The sequence below is a fragment of the Flavobacterium johnsoniae genome, assembly GCF_030388325.1.
GTDB lineage: Bacteria > Bacteroidota > Bacteroidia > Flavobacteriales > Flavobacteriaceae > Flavobacterium > Flavobacterium johnsoniae_C.
Genome location: NZ_CP103794.1, coordinates 1,806,001 through 1,829,981 on the forward strand (window position 1 = coordinate 1,806,001; position 23,981 = coordinate 1,829,981).

Annotated in this window: 22 protein-coding genes; 9 read left to right on the top strand and 13 right to left on the bottom strand. The window is 32.1% G+C overall.

The window, feature by feature from the left end; all coding sequences use genetic code 11:
• Positions 1-118: 118 nt before the first annotated feature.
• From NYQ10_RS07935 to NYQ10_RS07950, 4 genes are read right to left on the bottom strand one after another with little or no spacing between them, the layout of a single operon-like run.
• Positions 119-1,225: a sensor histidine kinase gene (locus tag NYQ10_RS07935; RefSeq protein ID WP_289879780.1), complete on the bottom strand. Its 1,107-nt coding sequence runs from the start codon at positions 1,223-1,225 to the stop codon at positions 119-121.
• Entirely contained in the window at positions 1,226-1,555 is a 330-nt protein-coding gene (locus NYQ10_RS07940) for a DUF4907 domain-containing protein (RefSeq protein ID WP_289879782.1), read from the bottom strand.
• Positions 1,545-2,552 (bottom strand): Kelch repeat-containing protein, encoded by a 1,008-nt coding sequence (locus NYQ10_RS07945; RefSeq protein WP_276175187.1) that lies wholly within the window; start codon positions 2,550-2,552, stop codon positions 1,545-1,547. Before NYQ10_RS07945 ends, NYQ10_RS07940 begins: the two co-directional genes overlap by 11 nt.
• A gap of 14 nt (positions 2,553-2,566) precedes the next feature.
• On the bottom strand, positions 2,567-3,406 hold the full coding sequence (locus tag NYQ10_RS07950; RefSeq protein WP_289879783.1) for a DUF6268 family outer membrane beta-barrel protein: 840 nt from the start codon (positions 3,404-3,406) through the stop codon (positions 2,567-2,569).
• Positions 3,407-3,637: 231 nt separating this feature from the next.
• On the opposite strand from NYQ10_RS07950, the gene NYQ10_RS07955 reads away from it, so the two are divergent.
• Positions 3,638-4,966, top strand: a complete 1,329-nt coding sequence (locus NYQ10_RS07955) for a DUF4270 family protein (protein ID WP_289879785.1) — start codon at positions 3,638-3,640, stop codon at positions 4,964-4,966.
• Positions 4,967-6,202 (top strand): aromatic hydrocarbon degradation protein, encoded by a 1,236-nt coding sequence (locus NYQ10_RS07960; protein WP_289879787.1) that lies wholly within the window; start codon positions 4,967-4,969, stop codon positions 6,200-6,202.
• A 3-nt stretch (positions 6,203-6,205) separates the two neighbouring features.
• Here NYQ10_RS07960 and murI read toward each other — a convergent pair whose 3' ends face one another.
• The 8 genes from murI to NYQ10_RS08000 all read right to left on the bottom strand — a co-directional run bounded on the left by murI (position 6,206) and on the right by NYQ10_RS08000 (position 14,666).
• Entirely contained in the window at positions 6,206-6,982 is a 777-nt protein-coding gene (gene murI, locus NYQ10_RS07965) for a glutamate racemase (RefSeq protein ID WP_289879788.1), read from the bottom strand.
• Positions 6,983-7,129: 147 nt separating this feature from the next.
• Complete coding sequence (locus tag NYQ10_RS07970; RefSeq protein ID WP_276175182.1) at positions 7,130-7,633, bottom strand: OmpH family outer membrane protein; 504 nt, start codon at positions 7,631-7,633, stop codon at positions 7,130-7,132.
• Positions 7,634-7,647: 14 nt separating this feature from the next.
• On the bottom strand, positions 7,648-8,691 hold the full coding sequence (locus NYQ10_RS07975) for an OmpH family outer membrane protein (RefSeq protein ID WP_289879790.1): 1,044 nt from the start codon (positions 8,689-8,691) through the stop codon (positions 7,648-7,650).
• A gap of 42 nt (positions 8,692-8,733) precedes the next feature.
• Positions 8,734-11,484, bottom strand: a complete 2,751-nt coding sequence (locus NYQ10_RS07980) for a BamA/OMP85 family outer membrane protein (RefSeq protein ID WP_289879792.1) — start codon at positions 11,482-11,484, stop codon at positions 8,734-8,736.
• Positions 11,417-12,157 (bottom strand): isoprenyl transferase, encoded by a 741-nt coding sequence (locus tag NYQ10_RS07985; protein ID WP_289881016.1) that lies wholly within the window; start codon positions 12,155-12,157, stop codon positions 11,417-11,419. Before NYQ10_RS07985 ends, NYQ10_RS07980 begins: the two co-directional genes overlap by 68 nt.
• A gap of 1 nt (position 12,158) precedes the next feature.
• Complete coding sequence (locus NYQ10_RS07990; protein WP_289879793.1) at positions 12,159-12,851, bottom strand: DUF6089 family protein; 693 nt, start codon at positions 12,849-12,851, stop codon at positions 12,159-12,161.
• 173 nt (positions 12,852-13,024) lie between these two features.
• Positions 13,025-13,909 (bottom strand): NAD kinase, encoded by an 885-nt coding sequence (locus tag NYQ10_RS07995; RefSeq protein ID WP_276175178.1) that lies wholly within the window; start codon positions 13,907-13,909, stop codon positions 13,025-13,027.
• A 97-nt stretch (positions 13,910-14,006) separates the two neighbouring features.
• Entirely contained in the window at positions 14,007-14,666 is a 660-nt protein-coding gene (locus NYQ10_RS08000; protein ID WP_289879796.1) for a CBS domain-containing protein, read from the bottom strand.
• Positions 14,667-14,782: 116 nt separating this feature from the next.
• Here NYQ10_RS08000 and NYQ10_RS08005 point away from each other — a divergent pair, with 116 nt between their 5' ends.
• From NYQ10_RS08005 to NYQ10_RS08015, 3 genes are all read left to right on the top strand, one after another.
• Positions 14,783-15,496 (top strand): pyridoxine 5'-phosphate synthase, encoded by a 714-nt coding sequence (locus NYQ10_RS08005; protein WP_289879798.1) that lies wholly within the window; start codon positions 14,783-14,785, stop codon positions 15,494-15,496.
• A gap of 79 nt (positions 15,497-15,575) precedes the next feature.
• Positions 15,576-17,846 (top strand): TonB-dependent receptor, encoded by a 2,271-nt coding sequence (locus NYQ10_RS08010; RefSeq protein WP_289879801.1) that lies wholly within the window; start codon positions 15,576-15,578, stop codon positions 17,844-17,846.
• A gap of 4 nt (positions 17,847-17,850) precedes the next feature.
• Positions 17,851-18,705 (top strand): DUF4249 domain-containing protein, encoded by an 855-nt coding sequence (locus NYQ10_RS08015; protein ID WP_289879802.1) that lies wholly within the window; start codon positions 17,851-17,853, stop codon positions 18,703-18,705.
• 48 nt (positions 18,706-18,753) lie between these two features.
• Here NYQ10_RS08015 and NYQ10_RS08020 read toward each other — a convergent pair whose 3' ends face one another.
• A complete protein-coding gene (locus NYQ10_RS08020) occupies positions 18,754-20,103 on the bottom strand; it encodes a hypothetical protein (RefSeq protein ID WP_289879804.1) in 1,350 nt (449 codons plus the stop codon).
• 211 nt (positions 20,104-20,314) lie between these two features.
• Between NYQ10_RS08020 and NYQ10_RS08025 the strand changes: the two genes are divergently transcribed.
• The 4 genes from NYQ10_RS08025 to clpP all read left to right on the top strand — a co-directional run bounded on the left by NYQ10_RS08025 (position 20,315) and on the right by clpP (position 23,909).
• Entirely contained in the window at positions 20,315-21,079 is a 765-nt protein-coding gene (locus NYQ10_RS08025; RefSeq protein WP_289879805.1) for an alpha/beta fold hydrolase, read from the top strand.
• 54 nt (positions 21,080-21,133) lie between these two features.
• On the top strand, positions 21,134-21,478 hold the full coding sequence (locus tag NYQ10_RS08030) for a phage holin family protein (protein ID WP_276175174.1): 345 nt from the start codon (positions 21,134-21,136) through the stop codon (positions 21,476-21,478).
• Positions 21,479-21,591: 113 nt separating this feature from the next.
• Positions 21,592-22,914, top strand: coding sequence for a trigger factor (locus tag NYQ10_RS08035; protein WP_289879807.1), 1,323 nt, complete (start codon positions 21,592-21,594; stop codon positions 22,912-22,914).
• A 320-nt stretch (positions 22,915-23,234) separates the two neighbouring features.
• Positions 23,235-23,909, top strand: a complete 675-nt coding sequence (gene clpP, locus NYQ10_RS08040; protein ID WP_276175172.1) for an ATP-dependent Clp endopeptidase proteolytic subunit ClpP — start codon at positions 23,235-23,237, stop codon at positions 23,907-23,909.
• Positions 23,910-23,981 lie beyond the last annotated feature (72 nt).

The window sequence follows — 23,981 nt, forward strand, 5'->3', positions numbered from 1 at the left end:
GTTTCGGCATTCAAAAGTAATTTTAAACCAGTGAATTAAGTTTTAAAATTTTCATAAAATACTGATTAAGAAATTAAAATTATGCATTAATGTTAATAGTTATCTTAATTAGTTTTGTTTAATGCATTGAGGTCTTTATTTCATCCAATTTTAAATTCAAATGAACTCGATAATAAGCACTATCTTGAGTAATCGTTAGTTCGTGCGCGTTTGGATAAAGCAAATCAAGACGATTTTGGATATTTACTAATCCGATTCCTGAATTTTCAGGATCTTTCACATAATTTTCGATAGAATTTTCAATCCAAAAATCAAGATTGTTATCAGTAATCAGGATTTTAATTTTTACGTGAGCAGCGCCTTTGTAGTCAGTTCCGTATTTAAAAGCATTTTCGACAAAAGAAATCAGTAATAATGGTTCAATAAACTTGTTTCTAGTATCGCCGTGCACATTAATCACAATGTCTTCAATATTGTTTAATCGTAGTTTTTGTAATTCTATATAGTTCTGAATATAATTGACCTCTTTTTCTAAAGCCACCGTTTTATTGTCTGTCTCATAAAGCATGTAGCGCATAAGCTCAGACAAAGTCACGATGGCATCAGGGACCAAATCAGATTTTTTGTGTGCCAAGGAATAAATACTATTTAAAGAATTGAATAAAAAATGCGGATTGGTTTGTTTTCGCAGATAAATTAATTCAGTATTTGTTCTGTGCGTTTCGGCAATCAGTTTATTTTGCTGATTATTATAAAATTCAGTTAATGTTCTGATAATCGCAGAAATGGTAATAATCAAAATATAGAAAAATGACGGACCAATTTTAAAGAAAAGCGGTTGTCGCATTTCGATTCTTCTGTGCGGACCTTTATCAAAAATCCTCACATCGGTTGGCATCATTCTTGGCGTTATATTTTCAGGTCTTAAATGTCTAAACTCTGGAATAAAATAATTCAGTCGAATAATCATAAATACAGCAATTAGGATAAAGACAGATGAAAAGTAAAGCCAATATTTTTTTTGCAGTAAATAATTTGGAACCAAATAAAAATAGTTCAAGTAAAACAATACAATTCCTGTTGACCATTGAGCGTAGAAGTCATTATTTATCTTAAACGGACTTTCGTAAAATTGAATTAAAGAAGTTAAAATAAAGAATATCCAAATGGCGCAGTGGAATAAAATTTTGTTATAGCCAGTATTTTTAATGGTATCGATCTGCATTTAGAATTTTATTTTTAATAAAATTAAGTCATTTTTGGTTACCGTTGGAGATAAGTTTTGTTTGAGTTTTTGCTTTACAAAATCGGCTACTTTTAGAGCGTCGCTTTCTGTTTCAAAACTTTTATTATCGCTTATTACCGGAATAACCGATTGCTTAATTAGAACTTTTTCTTTGTAAGCAATTGTATATCCCCATCCTGAATTTATTTTAAAAACATTAGTTTTTAGAGCCTCTTTTTTAGTGCAAGAAGCAAAAATTACAAGGATCGTAAAAATCATTAAATTCTTCTGGATTTTACTCCAGAAGAATTGTTTGGTATTAGTTGTCATCGTCATTTTGCTCTTCCAGTGGTTTAAATTCCCAAGCGTCATCAAAGTAAGTAGAACCAACTCTTCCTAACATATAAAAACCACGATTATTGATTGCAAAACCAACAGCATCGGTTCTTGTAGCGCCTTCCATTGGAGTTCTTTCAGTCCATAAGTCAGTTGTTGGATTATATTCCCAAACAGTTTTGATGTTCTCTCCACCAACAATATAACCTAAACCGCTCATAGAAAAACTTGAAGCATTTGCACGAACAATTGCATATTCGTCATTGTAAGTGTAATCGTCGTCGGTATCTTTATCAACATCTCTTTTTCTTGTCCAAGTATCATTTGAAGGGTCAAATTCCCAGAAATCTTCTTGATAAGTTCCGTTGTTTACACCCGTTACTAAGTATGCTTTGTCTGCAATTACAAAAACGGTAGCGTTACGTCTTTTGTTTCCGCTAAAGCCGTTTACAAGTGTCCAAGTGTTGGCTTGATCATCGTATTGATAGAAATCTTTAAGATAATTTCCGTCATAACCCGTTCCAAAATAGGCTTTTCCTCCAACTTGAAAACCAACAGCAGCATAACGAGCTGTTCCGCCAAAATCTGCTTTTTGTGTCCAGCTGTTTGCAGAAGGATCGTACTGAAAGAAATCTTTTAATTTGTTTGTTCCATCATAACCAAGTCCTACGTAGCCTTTTTCGTTTAAAGCAAAACTAGAAGCAGAACTTCTTCCTACGCCTGTAAAATCGGCCTTTTGTTCCCAGTAATCGCCATTTGAATTATAAATCCATAAATCTTTTAAATAGACATCTCCTGTATAACCGCCAACAATGTAAGCGTAATCTCCAATAACAAAACTTGTTGCACTAGATCTTGCTGGGCCATCAAAAGCTGATTTTTTTATCCAGTTCCCAATTAAATCATCGTCATCATCGTCATTGCTGCAGCTTACAAAAAAGAGGCACGAAAAAAGCGCTGTGAATAAAATTCCTTTTTTTAGATTAATCATAGTGTATTTAATATTTATTGTTTGTATTTGATCCCTATTCCTAAAACGTAACCATTACCGCTATTATAGTCGTAAACTTTGTGGTCACTACTGTCTAACAAATTGTATTTTTTATTAAAATCATAACCAGCTTTAAAATTTAAAAACCAATTATTGCTTACATTTCTTTCGTATTCTAACGCTGATGTCATTTGAGACAAAACAGCTTTTTCTGCTTTGTCGGTATTGTTTATTTCATTTAAATGATAAAAATTTCCATTAAAACTATTTGTCAAACTGAACTTGTTTCTTTCATTGTTTGAATAAGAAACTTTCGAATCTGGAAATCCAATTCTAAAATTTGTTTTCTCATTCATTTTATAATCAAAAGCTGCAATTGGAGTAAATTTTGGTGCTCCAAAAACTGATGTTCTTCCGGCTCCAAGTATTACTTTTATTTTAGAACTTAATTGTTGTTCAACTTCTAGATTTCCTAAAACGGTTATATCTTTAAAATCTAAATTTTCCTGAAAATTTGCTGTCGGTATAACCGAGATTCTCAGTTTTGTTTTTTCTAATAATTGATTCGAATATTGAAAGTTGTTTTGAATTTGAGTGAATCGTTCCTGATCTGCATAAAAATCATATTGATTTAAATCATAATTTACTTTCAGACTAGAATATTCTAATGTATTCGAGATTTGATTTTTTGTTCCCAGTTTTTTTTGATAGAAAATACCAATGTTGGTTTCGCTGAAATTTATTTTTTCTGTTGGCTCCATTTTGATGTTCGCGTAAGCGGCAAAATTTTCCTGAGCCTTGATACTTAAAACAGAAATCAAAAAAAGAGAACAAATTAAAAACCTTACTTTCATTATTTATTTTATTGGCTCAAAATTAGGCGTATGACCGTCTTAAAAAAAAGAAGATATATATATGACGTGTTTTGATAGACAAATCAGGCTTTTTTAAGGTCGAATTAATTTTTATAAACGCAATACCGCTCATAGATGGTTTTCTATGATTTATAGCCAGAAAAAGGGCGGTAGTATATGTTATAGTGTGTCACGAAAGCTTGCATTTTATATTTGCTCAAAAAATAAATTATGCACAAGTTTATATTGATATTGCTTTTTGTACTAACACTATTTTCATGTGGTACAGACACCGATACAGGTGAGTTTACAGTTGGATCAGATTATTTGGCGTTAAGCAATAAAGTTATTATGATTGATACCGTTACGGTAGAAATGTCAACAATTAATTTTGATTCGCTCGTAACCTCAAACCGATCAAGAATTTTAATTGGTAATTATGAAGATCCTGTTTTTGGAAAAGTAAAATCAGATAGTTATTTCCAACTTTCTACAACTACTTATGCCTTAAATAATACGGGTTCAGATACCCAGGCAGTAAATTATGTTTTCGATTCAATTTCGATGATTCTTAAATATGATAATTATTATTATGGTGATACAACAAAAGTGCAAACTTTTAATATTCATAGATTAACGCAGAAAGTTAAGCCTAATACCGATGATAGTAATTTTTATAATAATTCGACTTTAGCATACGATTCTCAAAGTTTAGGAACTATATCTTTTAAACCTAGACCAACAGAAAAAGATTCGATTAATATTAGAATGAATGACGAATTTGGATCGGCTCTTTTTCAAAAAATAAAAAAAAGGGAAATTACAGATTTTGACAGTTTTACCGAATATCTAAAAGGATTGGTTTTAGTGCCAGAAACTTCTAATTCTGCTAATGTTATTGGTTTTAGCGTTTCTACAAGCAAAGTCAGAATGTATTATTCAAAATATCAGGCAGAGGCAGATGAAGTTCCTTTTATAATCGATTTTACTATTGCAGACGTGGCAAAACAGTTCAATTCGATTTCTCTGGATAGGACGGGAACAATTCTTCAAAATCTCCCCATTTCTAGTAGTAAGTTATCCAGCTCATTGACAAATAATCAAGGATTTATTCAATCTGGAACTGGTGTAGCCTGTAAAATAGAATTTCCAAACATTAAACAGTTTAAAAACATTGCCACCAATGGAGCTATTGTTGATGCGCAGTTAATTCTGAAGCCCGTAAATAATTCTTATTCAGATCAATATCCGTTGGCGGATTCTTTAAGTGTTTATGTTGGAGACAATTTAAATAGGATAAGTTCAACATTAGTAAATTCTGCGAATTCTACAGTTTATGGAATATTAAATAAAAAAAGTGACGAATTTAATGAAAACATCGGCTACACAATTCCGATCGGAAATTTTCTGCAGAAAGAAATGCTGAAACAGTCAGATTCAAGGTCTTCACTTATACTAACCTTGCCATCAATTTCTAAATCAGTCAATAGAATTGTTTTAGGCGATCAGAAACATTTGAACAATAAAATTCAGCTCAAAATTTATTACATCTCTTATTAAATGAAAAATAAAATTGTCTTATGGAGCTGCTTCATCTTGATGTCGCTGACTTCGTTTTCTCAAAGTATTTCCAGTTCGCCATATTCTTTATACGGTGTCGGAAGTTTATACGATTCCAATTTTGGATATTTATCTTCAACCAGTTTTTCTGGAATGGCTTTGCCTTCGGATAGTTTTATTAATAATTTGAATCCAGCATCGCTTGGGTTTATGTATCAAAATCATTTTCTTTTTGATATTGGTGGAAAAGCTATTGCAACTACATATCAGAGTAGTTCGCGTACAGAAAAACGAAATAATTTTCAGTTTTCGCATATAGCTTTAGCGTTTCCTGTAACTAAAAATTCTGGTTTCAGTTTTTCGCTTCAGCCTTATTCTAGTTCTGTTTTTAAAATTTCAAATTTGAAATTGCCAATAGCAGACAGTCAGGAATATTATTATGTAAGCGCACAAGGTTCAGGAGGGTTGAATAACTTGGATTTTTCATACGGTTATCGATTTGGAAAAAAATTAAGTTTAGGAGTAACGGCAACAGCACTTTTTGGGAATACCGTTGACGAACGTGCTTTTTTAATTTCAAATGCGATTACTACAATAAATAAAAAAACAAACTATTCAGGGGTTCGCGCTACTTTGGGAACGCAGTTTAAAATAGATTCAACCTTTATTATTGCATCAACTGTTAAGGCTCCAACAAGAGTAAGGGCGTCCAAAATTCAATCGGTAACCAGCATTGCTGATGAAGTTGAAACAACTGTAGAGTCTGAACAGCCTTCAGATACCGATGATTATTACATGCCGCTTGAGATAGGTTTTGGAGTTAGTAAAAGATTCAAAAACAACTTAAATGCAACATTGGATTATGAGAAAAGTTTTTGGAACGATACAAAACAATCTGAATTGTACGGTAATTTTGTAAACCAAGATCGTTTTGCGCTTGGATTTACGTATAGTGCTAAAAAGAATGTTCGAAAATATTGGGATAGAGTAGGATATGCCGCGGGTATAAGTTATGATACAGGATATCTTGAAGTGAATAAAGAACGTATCAATAATGCTTCATTTTCGATTGGACTTAATCTACCAATTGACAACACTTTTTCTTCTCTAAATGTTTCCTATTCATATGGACAAAAAGGAAGAATAGCTAATGATTTAATAAAAGAGAATTATCATAAAATATCCCTCAATTTATCTTTAGACGGAATTTGGTTCGTCAAGCGAAAAATTGAATAATAATTAAAAGTCCTTTTTGATTACCGAATATTTATGTTCTAAAATTGATTCTAAAACAGCTGGATTAGAATTGACATAAAAAACGGGATTATTTTCTAAACTATCTGAAAAACCAACTTTATCTCGAAGTAAATTTTTAGTTTGTCTTGCAACAGCTTCTCCTGAATCTATTATTTTAATATGATCTGGGAGAATTTTTTTTATCTGCGGAATCAAATACGGATAATGACTGCATCCTAAGACAAGATAATCGATATTGGCATCAATCATTGGCTGTAAATAAGACTCTAATAATTGCGTCATTTCTGGAGAATATAGATTTCCGTCTTCAATAAGTTGTACAAGACCATAACCAACTTGCTCAATAATTGTGGTGTTTTGGAACATTTCTGCAGTCTTATTAAACAGCTCACTGTTTAAAGTTCCTTTCGTAGCCAAAATTCCAATAACTTGTGTCTGTGAATTATTTGCAGCAGGCTTTATAGCGGGTTCAATTCCAACAAATGGAATATCATAATCAGCACGTAATTCTCGTATTGCATTTGTTGTCGCAGTATTACAAGCAACAACAATTAATTTACAATTATTATCGAGTAAAAACTCAACATTTTTTTTACTCAATGCAACAATTTCATCTTTGCTTTTTTGCCCATAGGGAGCATTTTTGCTGTCAGCCAGATATATAGTTTTTTCGTTTGGAAGCAAGTCATGAATGGCGCTCCAAATGGAAGTTCCTCCAATACCAGAATCAAAAACGCCTATAGGATTGTTGTTTGTCATAAAGCAAATTTAATATTTTTTACAATAATTTTTTACTCTAAGTTAATTCAAAAATTGAAATATTATTGTAGCTAAGTTTTAATTTTTTGTAAAAAAAAACTGCTCAAATTATAAAATTGAGCAGTTTAATTATGAGGATTTAATTTCTTAGAATCCTAAATCTTTTTTAACATCAGCAGTAATGTTTGGACCATCAGCTAATAATAAAGTAGAACCATCTAAAACATATTGGAAACCTTTAGCTTTTCCAACTTTTTGGATAGAAGCTCTTACTTTTTCCATTAATGGTTTTACGATATCAGTTTCTTTTTGTTGTAGCTCTTTTTGTGCATTGTCTCTGTAGTCAACAATTCTTTTTTGCATGTCTTGAGCTTCTTTAGAACGATCATTATTAACCGCTTCTGTTACAGTAGTAACTTCAGCTTCATACTTTTTCATTTTTGTTTGGTACTCATCAACCATTTTTTTGTATTCAGCATCGTATGTACCACTTAATTTTTGCAGTTGATTTTGAGCATCTAGCATAGCAGGCATTTTCGACATGATCTCGCTTACATCAACATGAGCTACCTTCGCTTGTGCGTTCATTGTGTTACTTGCTCCTAAAATAAGAATTGCAGCAATTAGTAAAGTTTTGATTTGTTTCATCATTTTTAAAATATTAATTAATTATTGGTCGTATTTGTTTTTTGTGTTTCGGCTTCTTTTGCTTTTTTAGCCGCTTCTCTTTCTTCTAAAATTTTCTTTCTTTTCTCTTCCAACTCTTTTTTACGCTGTTCATAAAGCATCTGTCTTTCTTCTGCCTTAGTCATTGTTGGCTCAGCGGTTGGCGCTTGTTCAGTGCCATTTGTGCTAGGTGCGGCTGATGTAGCGGCAGGTTTAGCAGTTGTACATGTTTTTGCAGCTTCTGTTGTTGGCGTTTCTGTTGTTTTAGCTGTTCCAGAAACCGTGCCATTTTTTTTAGCTTCTCTTTCTGCTGCTAAAGCATTTCTTCTATCCTCATATTCCTTTCTCTTAGCTTCCTGCTCAAGCTTTCTATCTTGAATCAATTTTTCTCTAGCCGCTTTTTTCTCGTCTAGTGCTTTTTGACGATCTGCCATTGCTGGATTTTCATCAATTGCATTTTCAAGATTTTCTTTTGCTTCCTGATCTTTTAATTGTTTTTTAGTAAGCTGTTCACGTTTTTCAGAACGATTTATAACTCTTAAAACTTGATCACTGATGTCAAATCTTTTATTGCTAAAAAGCATCGTCAAATCTGATGACTTATCAAAAATGAAATCGTAATTTTTAGCTTCCGCAATATCTTGAACAGCAGTAAAAACTTGATCTTGAATTGGTTTTGCTAAAGCTGCTTTTTGTCGCATCAAATTACCGTCAGAACCAAATTGCTTCTGCTGATAATCTATCATTTCCTGTTCAAGAAACTTGATCTCAGTTTCTCTTTCTTCTATTAATTCTTTGGTAAGTAAAGCTTTTTCTGTTTTTAAGCTTTCCTTTAAAGTATTTATATTTAATTTTTTAGCCTCAACTTCCTGTTTCCACTTTTGAGCTTTTTGCTCTAATTGTGATTTAGCTTCTTTGTAATCGGAAACATTTTCTAAAATATACTCCATGTCGATGTAGCCAATTCTAGTCGTCTTACCTTGTGCCTGACTTGTATTTGCTACAATCAAGGCTAAAAATATAAATAAAAATTGTTTTCTCATAACATAACTTTATTTGATGATTTTTAACCAAACGTAATTTCTTTAAAATTGTTGTCCAATAATAAAGTGTGTTTCCCAACCATTAGGTTTTGTTTGTCCTGGAAGAGCGTCAAATCCGTAACCAAAGTCAATTCCTAATAATCCAAATGCAGGCATGAATACACGTAAACCAGCACCAGCAGAACGATTTAAGTCAAACGGGTTGTAATCTTTAAAATTAGGATAAGATGAACCTGCTTCTAAGAATGTTAATGCATAAATAGAAGCCGATGCTTTTAAAGTAATTGGATAACGAAGCTCCATAGAGAACTTGTTGTAAACAGTTGCTCCAATTGGATCTCCAGCTGCGTTCACAGGAGTCAAAGAGTTGTTTGGATAACCTCTCAACTGAATAGTCTCTCTACCATCCATTGAGTACTGTGCCATACCATCACCTCCTAAATAAAAACGTTCAAAAGGAATTACACCCCTATCCTGATTATAAGCTCCTAAGAAACCAAATTCTGTAAGGGTTCTTAATACTAACTTACCGTATACTTTAGTATACCAATCTGCTTTAAATTTAACTTTATAATATTCTAACCAATTGTATTTCTTCTGATCGACTTTTGCAATATCTGTATCTGCACTTGAAAAATCTGATCCAACACTTACAGTTCCCGATTGACCATTTACTGTTTCAGTCTTGGTGTAATCACCTGGATTTATTGCCTGTCCGTCAATACCAGTTGTAGTTGTTGTTCCTGTATATTTTGTTTTATATTCTTTTTGGTTCTGCAAATCAGCATAATCAATTCCGTTAAACAATGAGTAAGGCGGAGTAACTTTAGCAGAAATACTGAATTCAGATCCGTAAGTAGGGAAAATTGGATTTACACCTTTATTACTTCTTGAAAGCCCAATAGTGTATGCTAAGTTTCTAGATGCACCATTACCAAAAGTAAATAGACCTGTATTATAATTGTTCAAATCATAATGCTGATAACTTACAGATTGTGAAAGTACAAAATAATCATCTGGAACAGTTAATCTTTTTGCTAAACCAACTTGTAATGTAAGAATGTTAAAACTTCTGGTTTTATCAACAGTTCTAGTGACGAAATTGTTTAGAAATTGCTTACTGTACGAAATTGATGAACTAAATTGGACTGGTTTTTTTCCTCCAAACCAAGGCTCTGAAAATGATAAACTATACGTTTGGAAATAGGTACTACCTTGTAAACGAAGTGCTACTTTTTGCCCGTCTCCCATTGGTAAAGGTTTGTAGGCTTCTTTATCAAACATCTTTCTTGCGGAGAAGTTGTTAAATGAAAGTCCTAATGTTCCAATGAAACCTCCACCGCCGTAACCTCCTTGGAGCTCTACTTGACTAGATCCTTTTTCTACTACGTTATATTCAATATCAACCGTTCCTGCCCCAGCATCAACATTTTTAAACTTAGGATCAATTGCCTCTGGATCAAAGAAACCTAATTGTCCAATCTCACGAATGGTTCTTACTAATTGTTCTTTGCTGTATTTTTCTCCTGGTTTTGTTCTTAATTCACGATAGATTACATGGTCATTTGTTTTGTCATTTCCAACAACAGTAATTTTGTTGAAATATGCAATTGGCCCCTCTGTTACTCTAATTTCAAAATCGATAGTATCATTAACCGTTTTTACCTCCACAGCGTTAATGTTTGAGAACAAATAACCGTTGTTTTGATATAAGTTGGTAATGTCTTCTGCGTCTGGTTTTGACTTGTCTGCAATTCTTTTTTCTAATAAAACTCCGTTGTAAGTTTCTCCCTTTTTAATACCTAAATAACGGCTCAAAAGTTGATCTGAATAAACGGTGTTTCCTAAGAACTTAATATTTCCGAAGTAGTATTTGTTTCCTTCTTCTACATTAATTTTGATAGCAAGAGTGTTTTTTTGCTTGTTGTATTTAACAGAATCGTAAATAATACGAGCATCACGATATCCTTTTTCCTTGTACGCTGCAATTACCTTTTCTAAATCGGTTTTGTATTTTTCTGGTATAAATTTCGAAGCTTTAAAAACACGAATGAAATTCTTTTGCTTAGTGTCTTTCATGGCCGCGCGTAACTGAGTGCCAGTTAGCTGTTTATTTCCAGTAAAATCAATACTGCTAATTTTAACTTTATCTCCTTTATCAATTCTCACAAGCATATTAACTTGGTGCCCATTGATGGTATCTGGAGTATTAGTTATGGTAACTTTTGTGTTATAAAAACCTTCTTTTTTATATTTATTTTCAATGTAATTTTTTGTCGTAGTAATTAAATTTTCGTTAACAATCTTGTTCTTTGTCAGGTTGTTGTCTTTAATTAAGCCTTCTATTTTGCTCTTTTTAACACCAACGATTTTAACTTCGTTTAATTTTGGAAGCTCAACTATATCTAAGTCTAAATAGATACTGTCATTTTCTACCTTATTAACGTAAAAAGAGATTTCGTCAAAAAGTCCTAGTTTGCCTAATTTCTTAATTGCACTACTGATCTCTTCTCCAGGAACTGTAATTTCCTGACCTTTTTGCAGACCAGAAAAAGTTACAACCGTCTGCTCGTTAAAGCTTATTTTACCAACAACAGAAACTTTGGCTAGAATATATTTTTTCCCTTGATCAAAAGGAACTCTTTCTTGTGCTTTAATTTGTGAAAAACTACCCAAAAGTAAAAGGGTAAGGACTATTTGTATTTTTTTTTGCAACACTAAAAAATTATTTAATTTGTTCACTGGTTTTTCCAAATCTACGTTCTCTTTTTTGATAACTAATAATAGCCTCATATAAATCTTGGTCTTTAAAGTCTGGCCACAAGACATTAGTAAAATATAATTCTGCGTAAGCTATCTGCCACAGCAAAAAATTACTTATTCTATGTTCTCCACTTGTTCGTATTAATAAATCTACGTCTGGTAAATTTTGCGTGTAAAGATGCTCATTTATAATTGAATCGTCAATAGTGTCTATTGAAATTATATTATTTTTAACTTTATCGCTGATGATTTTCACGGCATTTACTAATTCTTCTCGTGATCCGTAACTTAAAGCCAGTGTTAGTGTTAATCTCGTATTATTTTTGGTTTTTTCAATTACATCCAAAAGTTCTTTTTGAGCTGTTTTTGGCAATTTTTCAAGATTTCCAATTGCATTAAGTCTTATATTGTTTTCTTGAAGGGTAGTTAGTTCTTTTTTTAATGAATTAATCAATATTTTCATCAATGCCTGAACTTCTAATTTAGGGCGATTCCAGTTTTCTGTAGAAAAAGCATATAGCGTTAAATATTCAATTCCGAGCTTTGCAGAGGTTTTGATTATTTCTTTTACAGATTTTGTTCCATTTTCATGGCCAAACGCACGCAAAAAGCCTTGCTGTTTTGCCCATCGTCCGTTACCGTCCATAATAATGGCTAGGTGTTTAGGTAAGTTCGTGTGATCTATTGATTCTAGTAAATTCATTTTATTCTGCGCAATAGCAAGGTTTTTTTCCAAAGGTATACGTTAAGGTAAGACCCGAAAAAACGTACCAGTCATTGTTGTTTAGATTTCCAAATTTTAAAATATTCGTATTACTCGTCTTCGGATTGCTTCCGTCTATGTTATCTGTAAAAGTATAACGTACTCCAGCTTCGGCTGCTAAAATAAGACGTGGCGTTATATTCGATTTTATACCTAATATAATAGGTATAGCAAAAGAATGCGTATTCTTTTGAGAATATATTACATCCGGAGCTGTGTCGAATCGATATAAATTATCGTAGAGAAAGAAACTTAATCCAGAGAATATATAAGGTGTTATTTTTGGATGATAATCGTGCAAGTTGAAATCAAAGAAATTAAATTCTAAACCAGCAGAAAGCTCTTTAATGTCATTATCAAAACGGTATCCTCTTTGGTTTCTTCCAGTTTCATCCGATTTAAAATCATTTCCGCTAACATTTGACTGTGTGTAAGAGAAGCGCCATGAGTGTCTCGGACTTCTATTCCATTTGTAAAGAACACCAAAAGCTAGTTTTTCTGGGGCAATGTAAGTTGTTTTACCTACGTCACCAACAACGTTGCTTCCGCCAAGAAAAACACCTATCTCGTTAATCTGAGCGTTAAGTGTAATAAAGGGGAAAAAACATAACAATAAATTAAAAATTTTCTTCATTTAATTCAAAATTGCGTGCAAATATAATAATTATCAATACGAATCAAAGTTCCTTTGGTTAAATGTGCTTTTTTTTCAATTTATAATATGATTTTGAGCCATTTAATGATGATTCACTACAAGCAGAACGAGAAAATGTGCTATTATCGTATAGTGGGTATTCAGAAAAGATTTTAATTTCTTTTATCCTCTCCCCAGAGCAATTTATTTCTTAAAGTTTTTAGGAAAGTTTCGCCTGGTATTTCGACCATTTTAATTTTGTAATCGGTCTTTTTTATTTTTAAAATAGATTCGTTTTTTACCGAAGAAATTCTAGAGTCTAAAGAAACTAAATATTGATCTTCTCTTCCTGTTACACGCAAAGTAATTTCGGTGTCATCTGGAATAACAAGTGGTCTGGCAGTTAAATTATGCGGGGCAATAGGCGTAATTACAAGGCTTTTTACATCTGGAGTCAGAATAGGTCCGCCGCAACTTAAAGAATATCCTGTAGAACCAGTTGGCGTTGAGATAATTAGTCCATCTGCCCAATAAGAATTTAAATATTCATTGTTTAAATAAGTCTCCACAGTAATCATCGAAGTTGTATCTTTTCTACTTACGGTAACTTCATTCATTGCAAAATTAAGTTCTTCAAAAGCATCATTTTTAGGATCAGCGGTTAATCCTAACAAGGTGCGTTCCGAAGTAGTGTAATTTTGATCAATAACATATTGAAGTAAAATGTCGATATTTTCCTTTTGAACTTTGGCAAGAAAACCCAGTCTTCCTGCATTAATACCTAACAAAGGAACGCCCGAATTACGAACAAAAGCTGCGGCTCTCAAAATAGTACCGTCGCCACCAATACTAATAAGCATTTCGAAACTATTGTCTAAAGCAGAATTGGAAGGAAATGTTTTGTATTCTTTTTTTACCAGCTGCTTTTCATAAAGCATTTTCAGAAAGTTTTCTTCAATTACCATTTCTACATTATTGGAATTGAAAAACTTGAAAATGTCTTTTATAATAGGTTCTGTACTATTTTGATAATATTGTCCGTAAATGGCTATTTTCATTAGTTTTAAATTAGATAATTTGTCAATGTGTCGATTAGATAATTGGAAATGCGAAAATTGTCTAATTAACTAATTTTCTCATTGGCACATTCATAACTTATATATTAAGGTATTTGTCTAAATAATCTGAACGTTCTTTTAAACTATTAATATAGGTGTCTTCTTGATGTTCTGAAATAATTTCATATCCATATCTTCTATAGGTCTGAATAATTTCATTTATTGCTCCTAGACCAATTTTTACAGTAATTTGAACATTTTCTGTATCTGCCTCAGACACGAAACACCCTAAAACCCTTCCATTATTACTTTCTACAATCTGATTTACTTCGCTCATAGAATAATCTAAAAGACCTTTTTGTACAATAATAATAGCTCCGGGTTCTTTTAAAAATGGAGTTTCCTGAAAAAACTTCATAATGTCTTCCATTTCATAGTAACCAACATAAAGGTTGTTTTCGTCAAGAACAGGAATTGTATTGGTGTGGTTTTTTGAGAAAACCTCCAAAACGTCTAGCCAAATCATAGATTTTCTGGCAAAAAAACGTTCTAAAGTATATTTGTAGTCAATCGCTTTTTTGTCGACATCAAATGTTTCAACATCATCAGAAGAAATGCTTCCGATAAAAATCCCATCTTCTAAAATCGGAAAATGAGAAAAATTTACATCAATAAAAAAGTCTTGAATCGATGCTATCGTTTCTTGACTATCAATCGCTCTGAAATCGTTTGTGATATAGTTCGTAATTTCTGTCATAAATCAATTGAAGATATTTAGATGCAAAATAATCAAAAAATACCGAAAACCGCTCTGTTTTACTTTGTATTTTTGTCGTAACAAATATAAGTTACTAGAATTAATTATCTATTTATATGACAAAGTTAAGTGTAAATATCAATAAAATTGCAACCCTTAGAAATGCTAGAGGAGGAAATGTTCCTGATTTATTAAAAGTAGCTGCAGATATTCAGCGTTTTGGTGGGCAAGGAATTACGATTCACCCGCGTCCAGACGAGCGCCATATTCGTTATCAGGATGCGCGAGATTTAAAATCGGTTGTTACAACAGAATATAATATTGAAGGAAATCCGCAGCATAATTTTATTGATTTGGTTTTAGAATGCAAGCCAGATCAAGTAACCTTGGTTCCAGATGCAATTGGTGCAATCACTTCTTCTGCTGGTTGGGATACGATTAAAAATCAAGAATATTTAACAGAAGTTATTCAGGAATTTCAAAGAAACGGAATCAGAACTTCAATTTTTGTTGATCCTGTTTTAGAAATGATCGAAGGTGCAAAAAAAACGGGAACAGACAGAATTGAGTTATATACTGAAGCTTTTGCGCAACAATATGATTTAGGAAACAAAAAAGGAATTGAACCTTATACAAAAGCTGCCGAATTGGCAAATGAATTAGGTTTAGGAATAAACGCTGGACACGATTTAAGTTTGGATAATATTCAGTTTTTTAAACAAAATATTCCAGGATTATTAGAAGTTTCGATTGGACACGCTCTAATTTCAGAGGCGCTTTATCTTGGTTTAGATAACGTTGTAAATATGTATTTGAATAAATTGAAGTAACAATAAAGTTAAAACAATTATAACCTGATGCAATTGGGTTATAATTGTTTATTTTCGCACTTTTCTTATTAAAATTTAAGTGTCGAAATCTGCCATTATCTTTTTTTTATTGTGTTTTTCTAATATTTTTGCTCAGTCAGATGTAAGGATAACAGGAATTATAACATCTTCCGATAATCAAAAGCTCGCTAGAGCAAGTGTCTCTTTAGAGATTAATAAAAAACATTTTTATACAGTTGCTGATAGTTCAGGAAGTTTTTCTGAAGTCATACCTTCAGGAAATTTAGTAATTAGAATTACTCATTCTGATTTTTTACCAAAAACACTTTACTGCAATGTTATAAAAGACACCTTAATTTCGATTTTTTTAGAAAAAGATGTTTCGGAATTAAAAGAGGTAATTGTTCCAAATGGTAAAAAAAGCGCTATAAAAACTTTATCCGCAGGAAAGCTTTCTCTTAATTTGAAAGAATTAAATGCTGTGCCAACAGTTTTAGGAACTACAGATGTTATAAAATTACTGCAATTAATGCCTGGGGTTCAGAACTCAGGAGATGCAAATGGATATTTGTACGTTCGTGGAGGAGATCCAGGTCATAATGCAATTCTTTATAATGAAGCGCCTATTTATGGGATGTCTCATTTGTTAGGAATCTTCCCTTTTTACAATACAGATCATATTAAAGATGTAGAATTTGATAAATCGAGTTCCAATCCAAAATATGGTGGTCGTTTAAGTTCTACGACACTTTTGAATACCAATAAAAAAGTACCATCCGAATTTTCAATTCAAGGAAATGCTGGTGTTTTGGCTTCGCAATTGACTTTGGCAGTTCCTTTAAATGATAAGGCAGGATTCTATCTTTCTGGAAGAAAAACATATATCGACGAGGTTATGGGACCAATGTTAAAATCGGGTTCAAACAATGATGTTCAAAATATGAAATATGGTTTTTCTGATGCTAATTTTACTTTTCTATTTCAGATTTCTAAAAATAATTTACTTTCATTAAACGGCTTTGTGAGCGGAGACGAATTAAAAATAAAAGATGGAAATCTTGCACTGAAAACCGATTTAAAATGGAGTAATTTTACCGTTTCACCATCTTTAAATACTGTTTTTTCTCCTAAAGTAAGTATGTCTAATTCTTTTTACTTTAGTCAATATTCGAATAAACTGAATATGGAACAGGCAACAATTCAATTTGGAGTTTCTTCGTTTGTGAAAGATTTTGGTTTTACAAATTCTATAAAATTTTCAATAGGAAACATTCCGTTTGAGTCTGGATTGCAATATGTTTATCATGATTTGCAACCTCAAAAAGTAAACGTAGAAAATCTGACAACGGCTGATAATTATTCGCAGAGAACAATTTCTGCAAATGAAGCTGCAATTTTTGTGAGTGCTAACCCTAAATTATTTGAAAAGATTACTGCAGATTTAGGACTTAGGATTAATTATTATAATGCAAAATCAGATTCTTATTTGCATTTTCAGCCTCGCATGGTTTTGAACTATTATGCAAATGAAAATTATTCGTTTTATGTTTCTTATAACAGACAATATCAATATTTAAGTTTAATTACGACTTCAAGCGTTGGTATTCCTACTGATTTCTGGATTGCAAGTTCTGATGGGATAAAGCCGCAATCTTCGAATGAATTTTCTATAGGTTCAAATCAAAATATTACTAGACAATTTTCTTCATCTTTTGGTGGCTTTTACCGTTCAATGAAAAATCTTCTTGAATATCCTTATGGAATAACTCAATTCAATGAAATTACCACTCTTAAAAATGATTTGTATGTTGGAGAAGGAAAAGCTTATGGATTTGAATTAATGTTGAAAAAAAACAGCGGAAAATTTAGCGGTTGGCTTAGTTATACTTTAAGCTGGTCTGATCGCAATTTTGACGAATTGAATGGCGGGAAAACTTATTTTGCAAAATATGACAGAAGACATAATCTTTCTGTAGTTGGAATGTATGATTTAAATGCCAAATGGAATTTTGGAATAACGCAGATATTTGGTTCCGGAAATAGATTTACAATGCCGACTTCTTGGTATTTTATAAATAATAATCCAGTCAAAGAATATTCAGGATATAATAATGCGCAAATGCCAAACTATATTAGAACAGATCTTTCTGCAAATTACTATTTCGTGAAAACTTCCAAGAAAGAAAGCGCTTTGAATTTTTCAATCTATAATACATTTAATATCTCAAATCCTATTTACGTAGTTTTAGATGTGGAAGTAAACGAAAACAAGGATAAAGTTGTTGTAAAACAAGAAGAGAAAGTATTATACAGAATTCTTCCATCTGTAAGTTGGAGATTTAAATTTTAGAAAGATGAAAAAATATTTATTGTTTCTTTTCGGTTTAACGATAATCAGTTGTTCAAATGATAATTTTAGTGAGCAAAAAAATCTAGAATCAAAAATAGTGGTCGAAGGCTGGATTGAAGAAGGTGATTTTGCTAATGTTTTATTGTCAAGTAGTATTCCGGTAGCCGATGTTATTGATTCTACAAATGTCTTAAATCATGTTATTAGATCTGCAAAAATTACAATTTCGGATGGTCAGAACTCAGAAGTTTTAAGAGTGAAAAATGATAAAAACAGGATTCCGCCTTTTGTGTATTTTGGTTCAACTTTAAAAGGAGAAGCTGGGAAAGAATATACCATTAAAATTGAATATTTAAATCGTATAATTGAAGCTGTAACTTCAATTCCAAAATCAGTGCAGTTAAAAAGTGCCGAATATATAAAGAAGAATGCAACGGATACAACGGGTTATGTTTTTGTGAAATTTGATGATCCTGTAAATGAAAAAAACTACTATCAAATCGCTACTAAGATTGATGGAGAAGAGCCGATTTTTGTTCCTTCTTTTTATGGGAATTTAGATGATAAAAATTTCGAAAGTGCTTCTGTTTCAGTACAGATAAATAGGGGAGTTCTATTGTTTCCTAAAACAAAATTTACACCTTATTTTGCTGACGGAGATTTGATTTATGTAAAACTAAGAACCCAAACTAAAGAAGCGTTAGATTTCTGGAACAGCTGGCAGAACGAAATTGTAAATAGCAAAAATCCTATTTATCCATCCAACACTAGCTTAAAATCGAATATAAAAGGAGGAATTGGTATTTGGGCAGGATACGGTCAGAGTACTATAATTGTAAAAACTCCTCCAAAAAAATAAGCCGATTTGAATATTTCAAATCGGCTTTAAGAATAATTTTAAAGGCTATTATTTTTCGAAAGCTTTAATGAAATCTTCAAATTTAGTTTCAAATGTTTCAAAACCTTTAGAGAAATAAACACTCATTTCTACTTCAGTGTTATCGTTGAATTTTAGGTAATAAGCTTCGTAAAGATATGGCTGTGTGAAAGATTCTCCATTGCTATTCCATGAACTCCAATAGCCGTTTTGAGCATTCCAAGTAGGTAAATTAAATGTATATTCACCATCTTTTTCTGAATGTTGAATGATATCAGCGATTTTGGTTCCGTCTTTCTTAGAAACTAAAATTAACTTCATGTTTTTGTTGAAATTAGCAGCGTTTCCGTCAGATATTTTTTTCTCGTATGCGTTCGAAGCAGTGTAATATGCTTTGTAATCACTTTTTGGATTGCTAGAATCTAAGTAAGCAGGAGGAGTGTTGTTTTTGTATAGAGCATTCTTATCAGCCGCTTCAGTTGCTAAATCCATATCTGCAATAATAACAAAGTTCTCCATTAATTTAAACAATCCGTTAGCTTTTCCTCTGTATTGGATTAGCTCCTTGTTGTCTAATAATTTATCAATTTCAGAATTACTTCCTCCATTAAAATCGATTAAGGTCTTTCCGTTATAAGTTAAGGTTGCTTTTGCGTTGTTTGTTGCGGCTTTTAAGCTGCTCATTTCCCAAGTGTAGCCATCATTTAGAATCAGTTTGAAAGCAGATTCTGTAGGTATTTCTTTTCCGTTAGAATATTTTGCAGTTTGTGTAAATGTAGCGGCTTCTTTGTTGTCAATTGTTAGGATTGCATCTGAAGAAGTTGGAAGGAAAATCCAATCATTTACATCTACAGTCGCATTACCATTATAGACATAACTATCATGATACTTTACTTTAATGTCAGAAGAAATACTTTTAGAAGTAAAAACTGCATTATTTGCTGTTTGAGATTTTTTCGCAGGAAAAACAAACTTTAATTCTGTACTTGAAGCAGTTTTAACCCAAATTTGATTTGTATTATTCCAAGTGTATACTCCGTATACTCCAGAAATATTCAAAATGTCTTCTACTTTGTTACTGTTTTTTCCACTAAAAATATCAATTTTGTTAACACCTAACAATCTTGATAAATTTTCTAAAGCCTCAATGGCTCCAGAAGTTTTTGTTTTTTCTAATTGTGTAAGCATTTCATTAGCTTCAGCTTCTAATTTTGTTTTTTGCTGGGCTGGAGTAAGACTTGAGTAAGGCTGTTTTAATAATTCAGCAATTTGTTCTTCAATGGTTTGTTCTGTTTCTGGCTTATCATTACTGTCGTCGCTAGAACATGAAATCATAAGTTGTGAAGCAACTAAAGATAACAAAATGAATTTTTTAATCATGATTTAAGGTTTTTAATTGTTTTTTAAATAAAGATTTTTCTGACTTTATTTTCTGTTGCAAGATACATTTTAAGTTTGAAAATGGATTACGGGAAACCGTAAAAATGTAGAATATTTTTTGTTAAATATGTTAACTTGCTGACAATGTGTTTTGTTTATTAATTGGGATAAGTTTTCTACTTTTGTAATGTTTTAAAATCAAAATATATATATGCTTTACTCAAAAATAGAAGGCGAAGGAAAACCATTTATCATCATGCACGGATTTCTAGGAATGTCTGACAACTGGAAAACTTTAGCAGGTCAATATGTAGAAGCTGGATTTCAGGTTCATATTTTAGATTTAAGAAACCACGGACGCAGTTTTCATTCGGATGAATGGAGTTATGAAGCGATGGTTCAGGATGTATACGAATATTGTCAAGCTAATAATTTAACTAGAATTGATATTCTCGGACATTCGATGGGCGGAAAAGTTGCCATGCTTTTTGCAACAACACATCCTGAAATTGTAGATAAATTGATTGTGGCAGATATTGGTCCGAGATTTTATAAACAACATCATCAGGATATTTTGGCAGGATTAAATGCTGTCGATTTTTCGGTAAAACCAAGCCGAAATGATGTAGAAGAAATAGTGTCGCAATATGTTTCAGATTTTGGAACACGTCAATTTTTATTGAAAAATCTATATTGGAAAGAACCGGGACAATTGGCTTTTAGATTTAATCTGGAAGTTTTCAATAATAATCTCGATGCGATTGGTAAACCTTTGCCTGAAGGTTTAGTTTTTGATAAATCTACATTATTTATTCGTGGAGGAAATTCGGGTTATATTCAGGATTCAGATTTAGATGAAATTCGTAAGCATTTTCCAAGTTTTAAATTAGAAACAATTCCAAACGCTGGGCATTGGCTTCATGCCGAAAACCCAAAAATCTTTTTTGAACTAACAACAGAGTTTTTAAAAGAATAATCAAATTTGATAAAAATTTTAGTATTTTTAAATAAATTTTAAACCTGAATAACCATGAAATTATTACTTAGACTCCTTGTTACTGCTGCCCTCGTTTTATTGTTGTCTAACATTTTAACTGGAGTGCATGTTGCAAGTTTTGGTACAGCTGTAATTGTTGCAGTAGTTTTAGGATTGCTGAATGTTTTTATAAAACCAATTTTAGTATTGCTGACCTTACCGGTTACCTTCGTAACGCTTGGATTATTTTTATTAGTAATCAATGCTATAATTATTTTATTATGTACTAAAATTGTTGGAGGCTTTGAGGTCAATTCTTTCTGGACAGCATTGATTTTTAGTGTTATTTTGTCGATTCTGCAATCTATCACTTATAAAATACTGGGAGACGATAAATAAGACAAATCGAGCAGATTAAAACTGCTTCAAATACAATAGATTAAAAACTTGGTTGGGTTGCAAAAATTTTATAATTTTGCAACCCAATTTTATTATGTAAATTAAAGAAGAAGATGGATATTAAAAGAGTAGCAATAGACGCTGTTAACGAGACAATTGTATTGAACGTTGTTCATATGGATTACAAAGGTCAGGTAGCAAAAAGAATTAACGAAAAAATGCCTTTAGCGCAAGTAAAAGGATTTAGAAAAGGTGCTGTGCCTAAAGATCTTGTTGAAAAACAATACGGAAAAGCTATTAAGCAAGAAGAGATCAAAAAAGTAGTTGATTTGGCTTTAGAGCGTTATATTCAATCTGAAAGATTAAATCTTTTAGGAACTCCTCTTGCTAAAGAAAATGAAAACCTTGATTGGAATGCAGAAGAATTAACTTTCGAATATGAAATTGGTTTAGTGCCAAACTTCGAAATTGATCTTGAAGCTAAAAATAATATCGTAAAATATATCGTTACTGCTGACGATAAATTAATCGACGGACAAGTTGAGCGTATCCAAAAGCAATTTGGAAAAGCAATTCCACAAGAAGTATCGGATGCAAAATCTGACTTAACTGGAACTTTCTCAAGCGAAGCAAACGGAATCAATAATACAACTACAATCTCTGTAGATGCATTCAGCAAAAAAGCTCAAAAACAATTCACAGGTAAAAAAGTTGGAGATGTTGTTACAGTAAGCACAAAAGGTTTATTTGAAGACGATCACCAATTAATGGATTACCTAAAAGTTGGTCACGAAGGTGTTCACGGTTTAGATGTTGAAGTTAACTTTACTATCGAAGCTATCAACGGTTCTGAGCCAGCTGAATTAAACCAAGAATTATTCGATAAACTTTTTGGTGAAGGAAAAGTAGCTTCTTTAGAAGATTTAAAAGCTAAAATTAAAGAAGATGCAGAATCTCAATTCGCACAACAAGCAGACCAAAAGTTATTATTAGATGTTCAAGATTTCTTAATCGAAAACACAAAATTCGATTTGCCAGCTGAATTCCTTAAAAAATGGTTGCAAACTGTTGGAGAGAAAAAACTTTCTGCAGAAGAAGCTGAAGTTGAATACGCAAGATCTGAAAAAGGTTTACGTTTCCAATTAATCGAAGGAAAAGCATTGGCGCAAAGCAATATCCAAATTACATTTGAAGACTTAAAAGAGTTTACATCAAACGCTATCAGACAACAAATGGCTCAATTTGGACAAACAAATCCAACTGACGAAGAAGTTCAAGGAATCGTGGCTAGAGTTTTATCTAACCAAGACGAAGTGAAAAGACTTTCTGAGCAAGTTGTAGCAGCTAAAATGTTAGATATCTTCAAAGAAAAAGCTAACCCAACAACTAAAGAGGTTACTTACGAAGAATTTATTGCTGCTTCTTACGGAGAATAAATTTAAGTCTGAAAGTCAAAAGTTGTAAAGTCGAAAGCTAAGAAGTATACTTTTTAAAAATTAAGATTTTATTACAGAAACTGAAAGATAAAAATAATTATATTTGAACGTCAATGGAATTTTTTATTCTGTTGACGTTCTTTTTTGTTTCAAGTTTAAGGTTTCAGGTTTCACGTTTTCTTCAGTTAACTTGAAACCTTAAACTTGAAACAAAAGAAACGTTTCAGACAAATTGGCATCCTTTATAAAAAGGTATGAACTTTGTTTAATTTGTTTAGGTCACTTGTTGGCTTTAGACTTTTCAACTTTAAACTAAAAATATGAACTACGGTAAAGAATTCAAAAATTTTGCTACAAAGCACCATGGAGTAAATAGCTTATATTATGATAAAATCATCAGCGCAATGACGCCGACGAATTTAACTCCAAATATTATTGAAGAACGTCAATTAAATGTTTCAATCTTAGACGTTTTCTCAAGATTAATGATGGACAGAATTATCTTTTTAGGAACTGGTATCGATGACCAAATTGCAAATGTTGTACAAGCGCAGTTATTGTTCTTAGAAAGTGCTGATGCATCAAAAGATATCCAGATTTATTTAAACTCTCCTGGAGGAAGTGTTTACGCTGGTTTAGGAATTTACGATACAATGCAATACATTAAACCAGATGTTGCTACAATCTGTACAGGAATGGCAGCTTCTATGGGTGCAGTCTTATTATGTGCAGGTGCAGCAGGAAAACGTTCGGCTCTGCCGCATTCTCGTGTAATGATTCACCAACCATCTGGAGGAGCACAAGGAGTTGCAACAGATATGGAAATCAACTTACGCGAAATGTTGAAATTAAAAGATGAACTGTATCATATTATTTCACAACATTCTGGCCAGTCTTTCGAAAGAGTTCACAAAGACAGTGAGCGTGATTACTGGATGATTGCTGACGAAGCAAAAGAATACGGAATGATTGATGAAGTATTAAGAAGAAGTTAAAAAAGTTTCAGGTTTCAGGTTTCAAGTTATAGCGATTAACTTGAAACCTGAAACAAATAAAACTTGAAACAA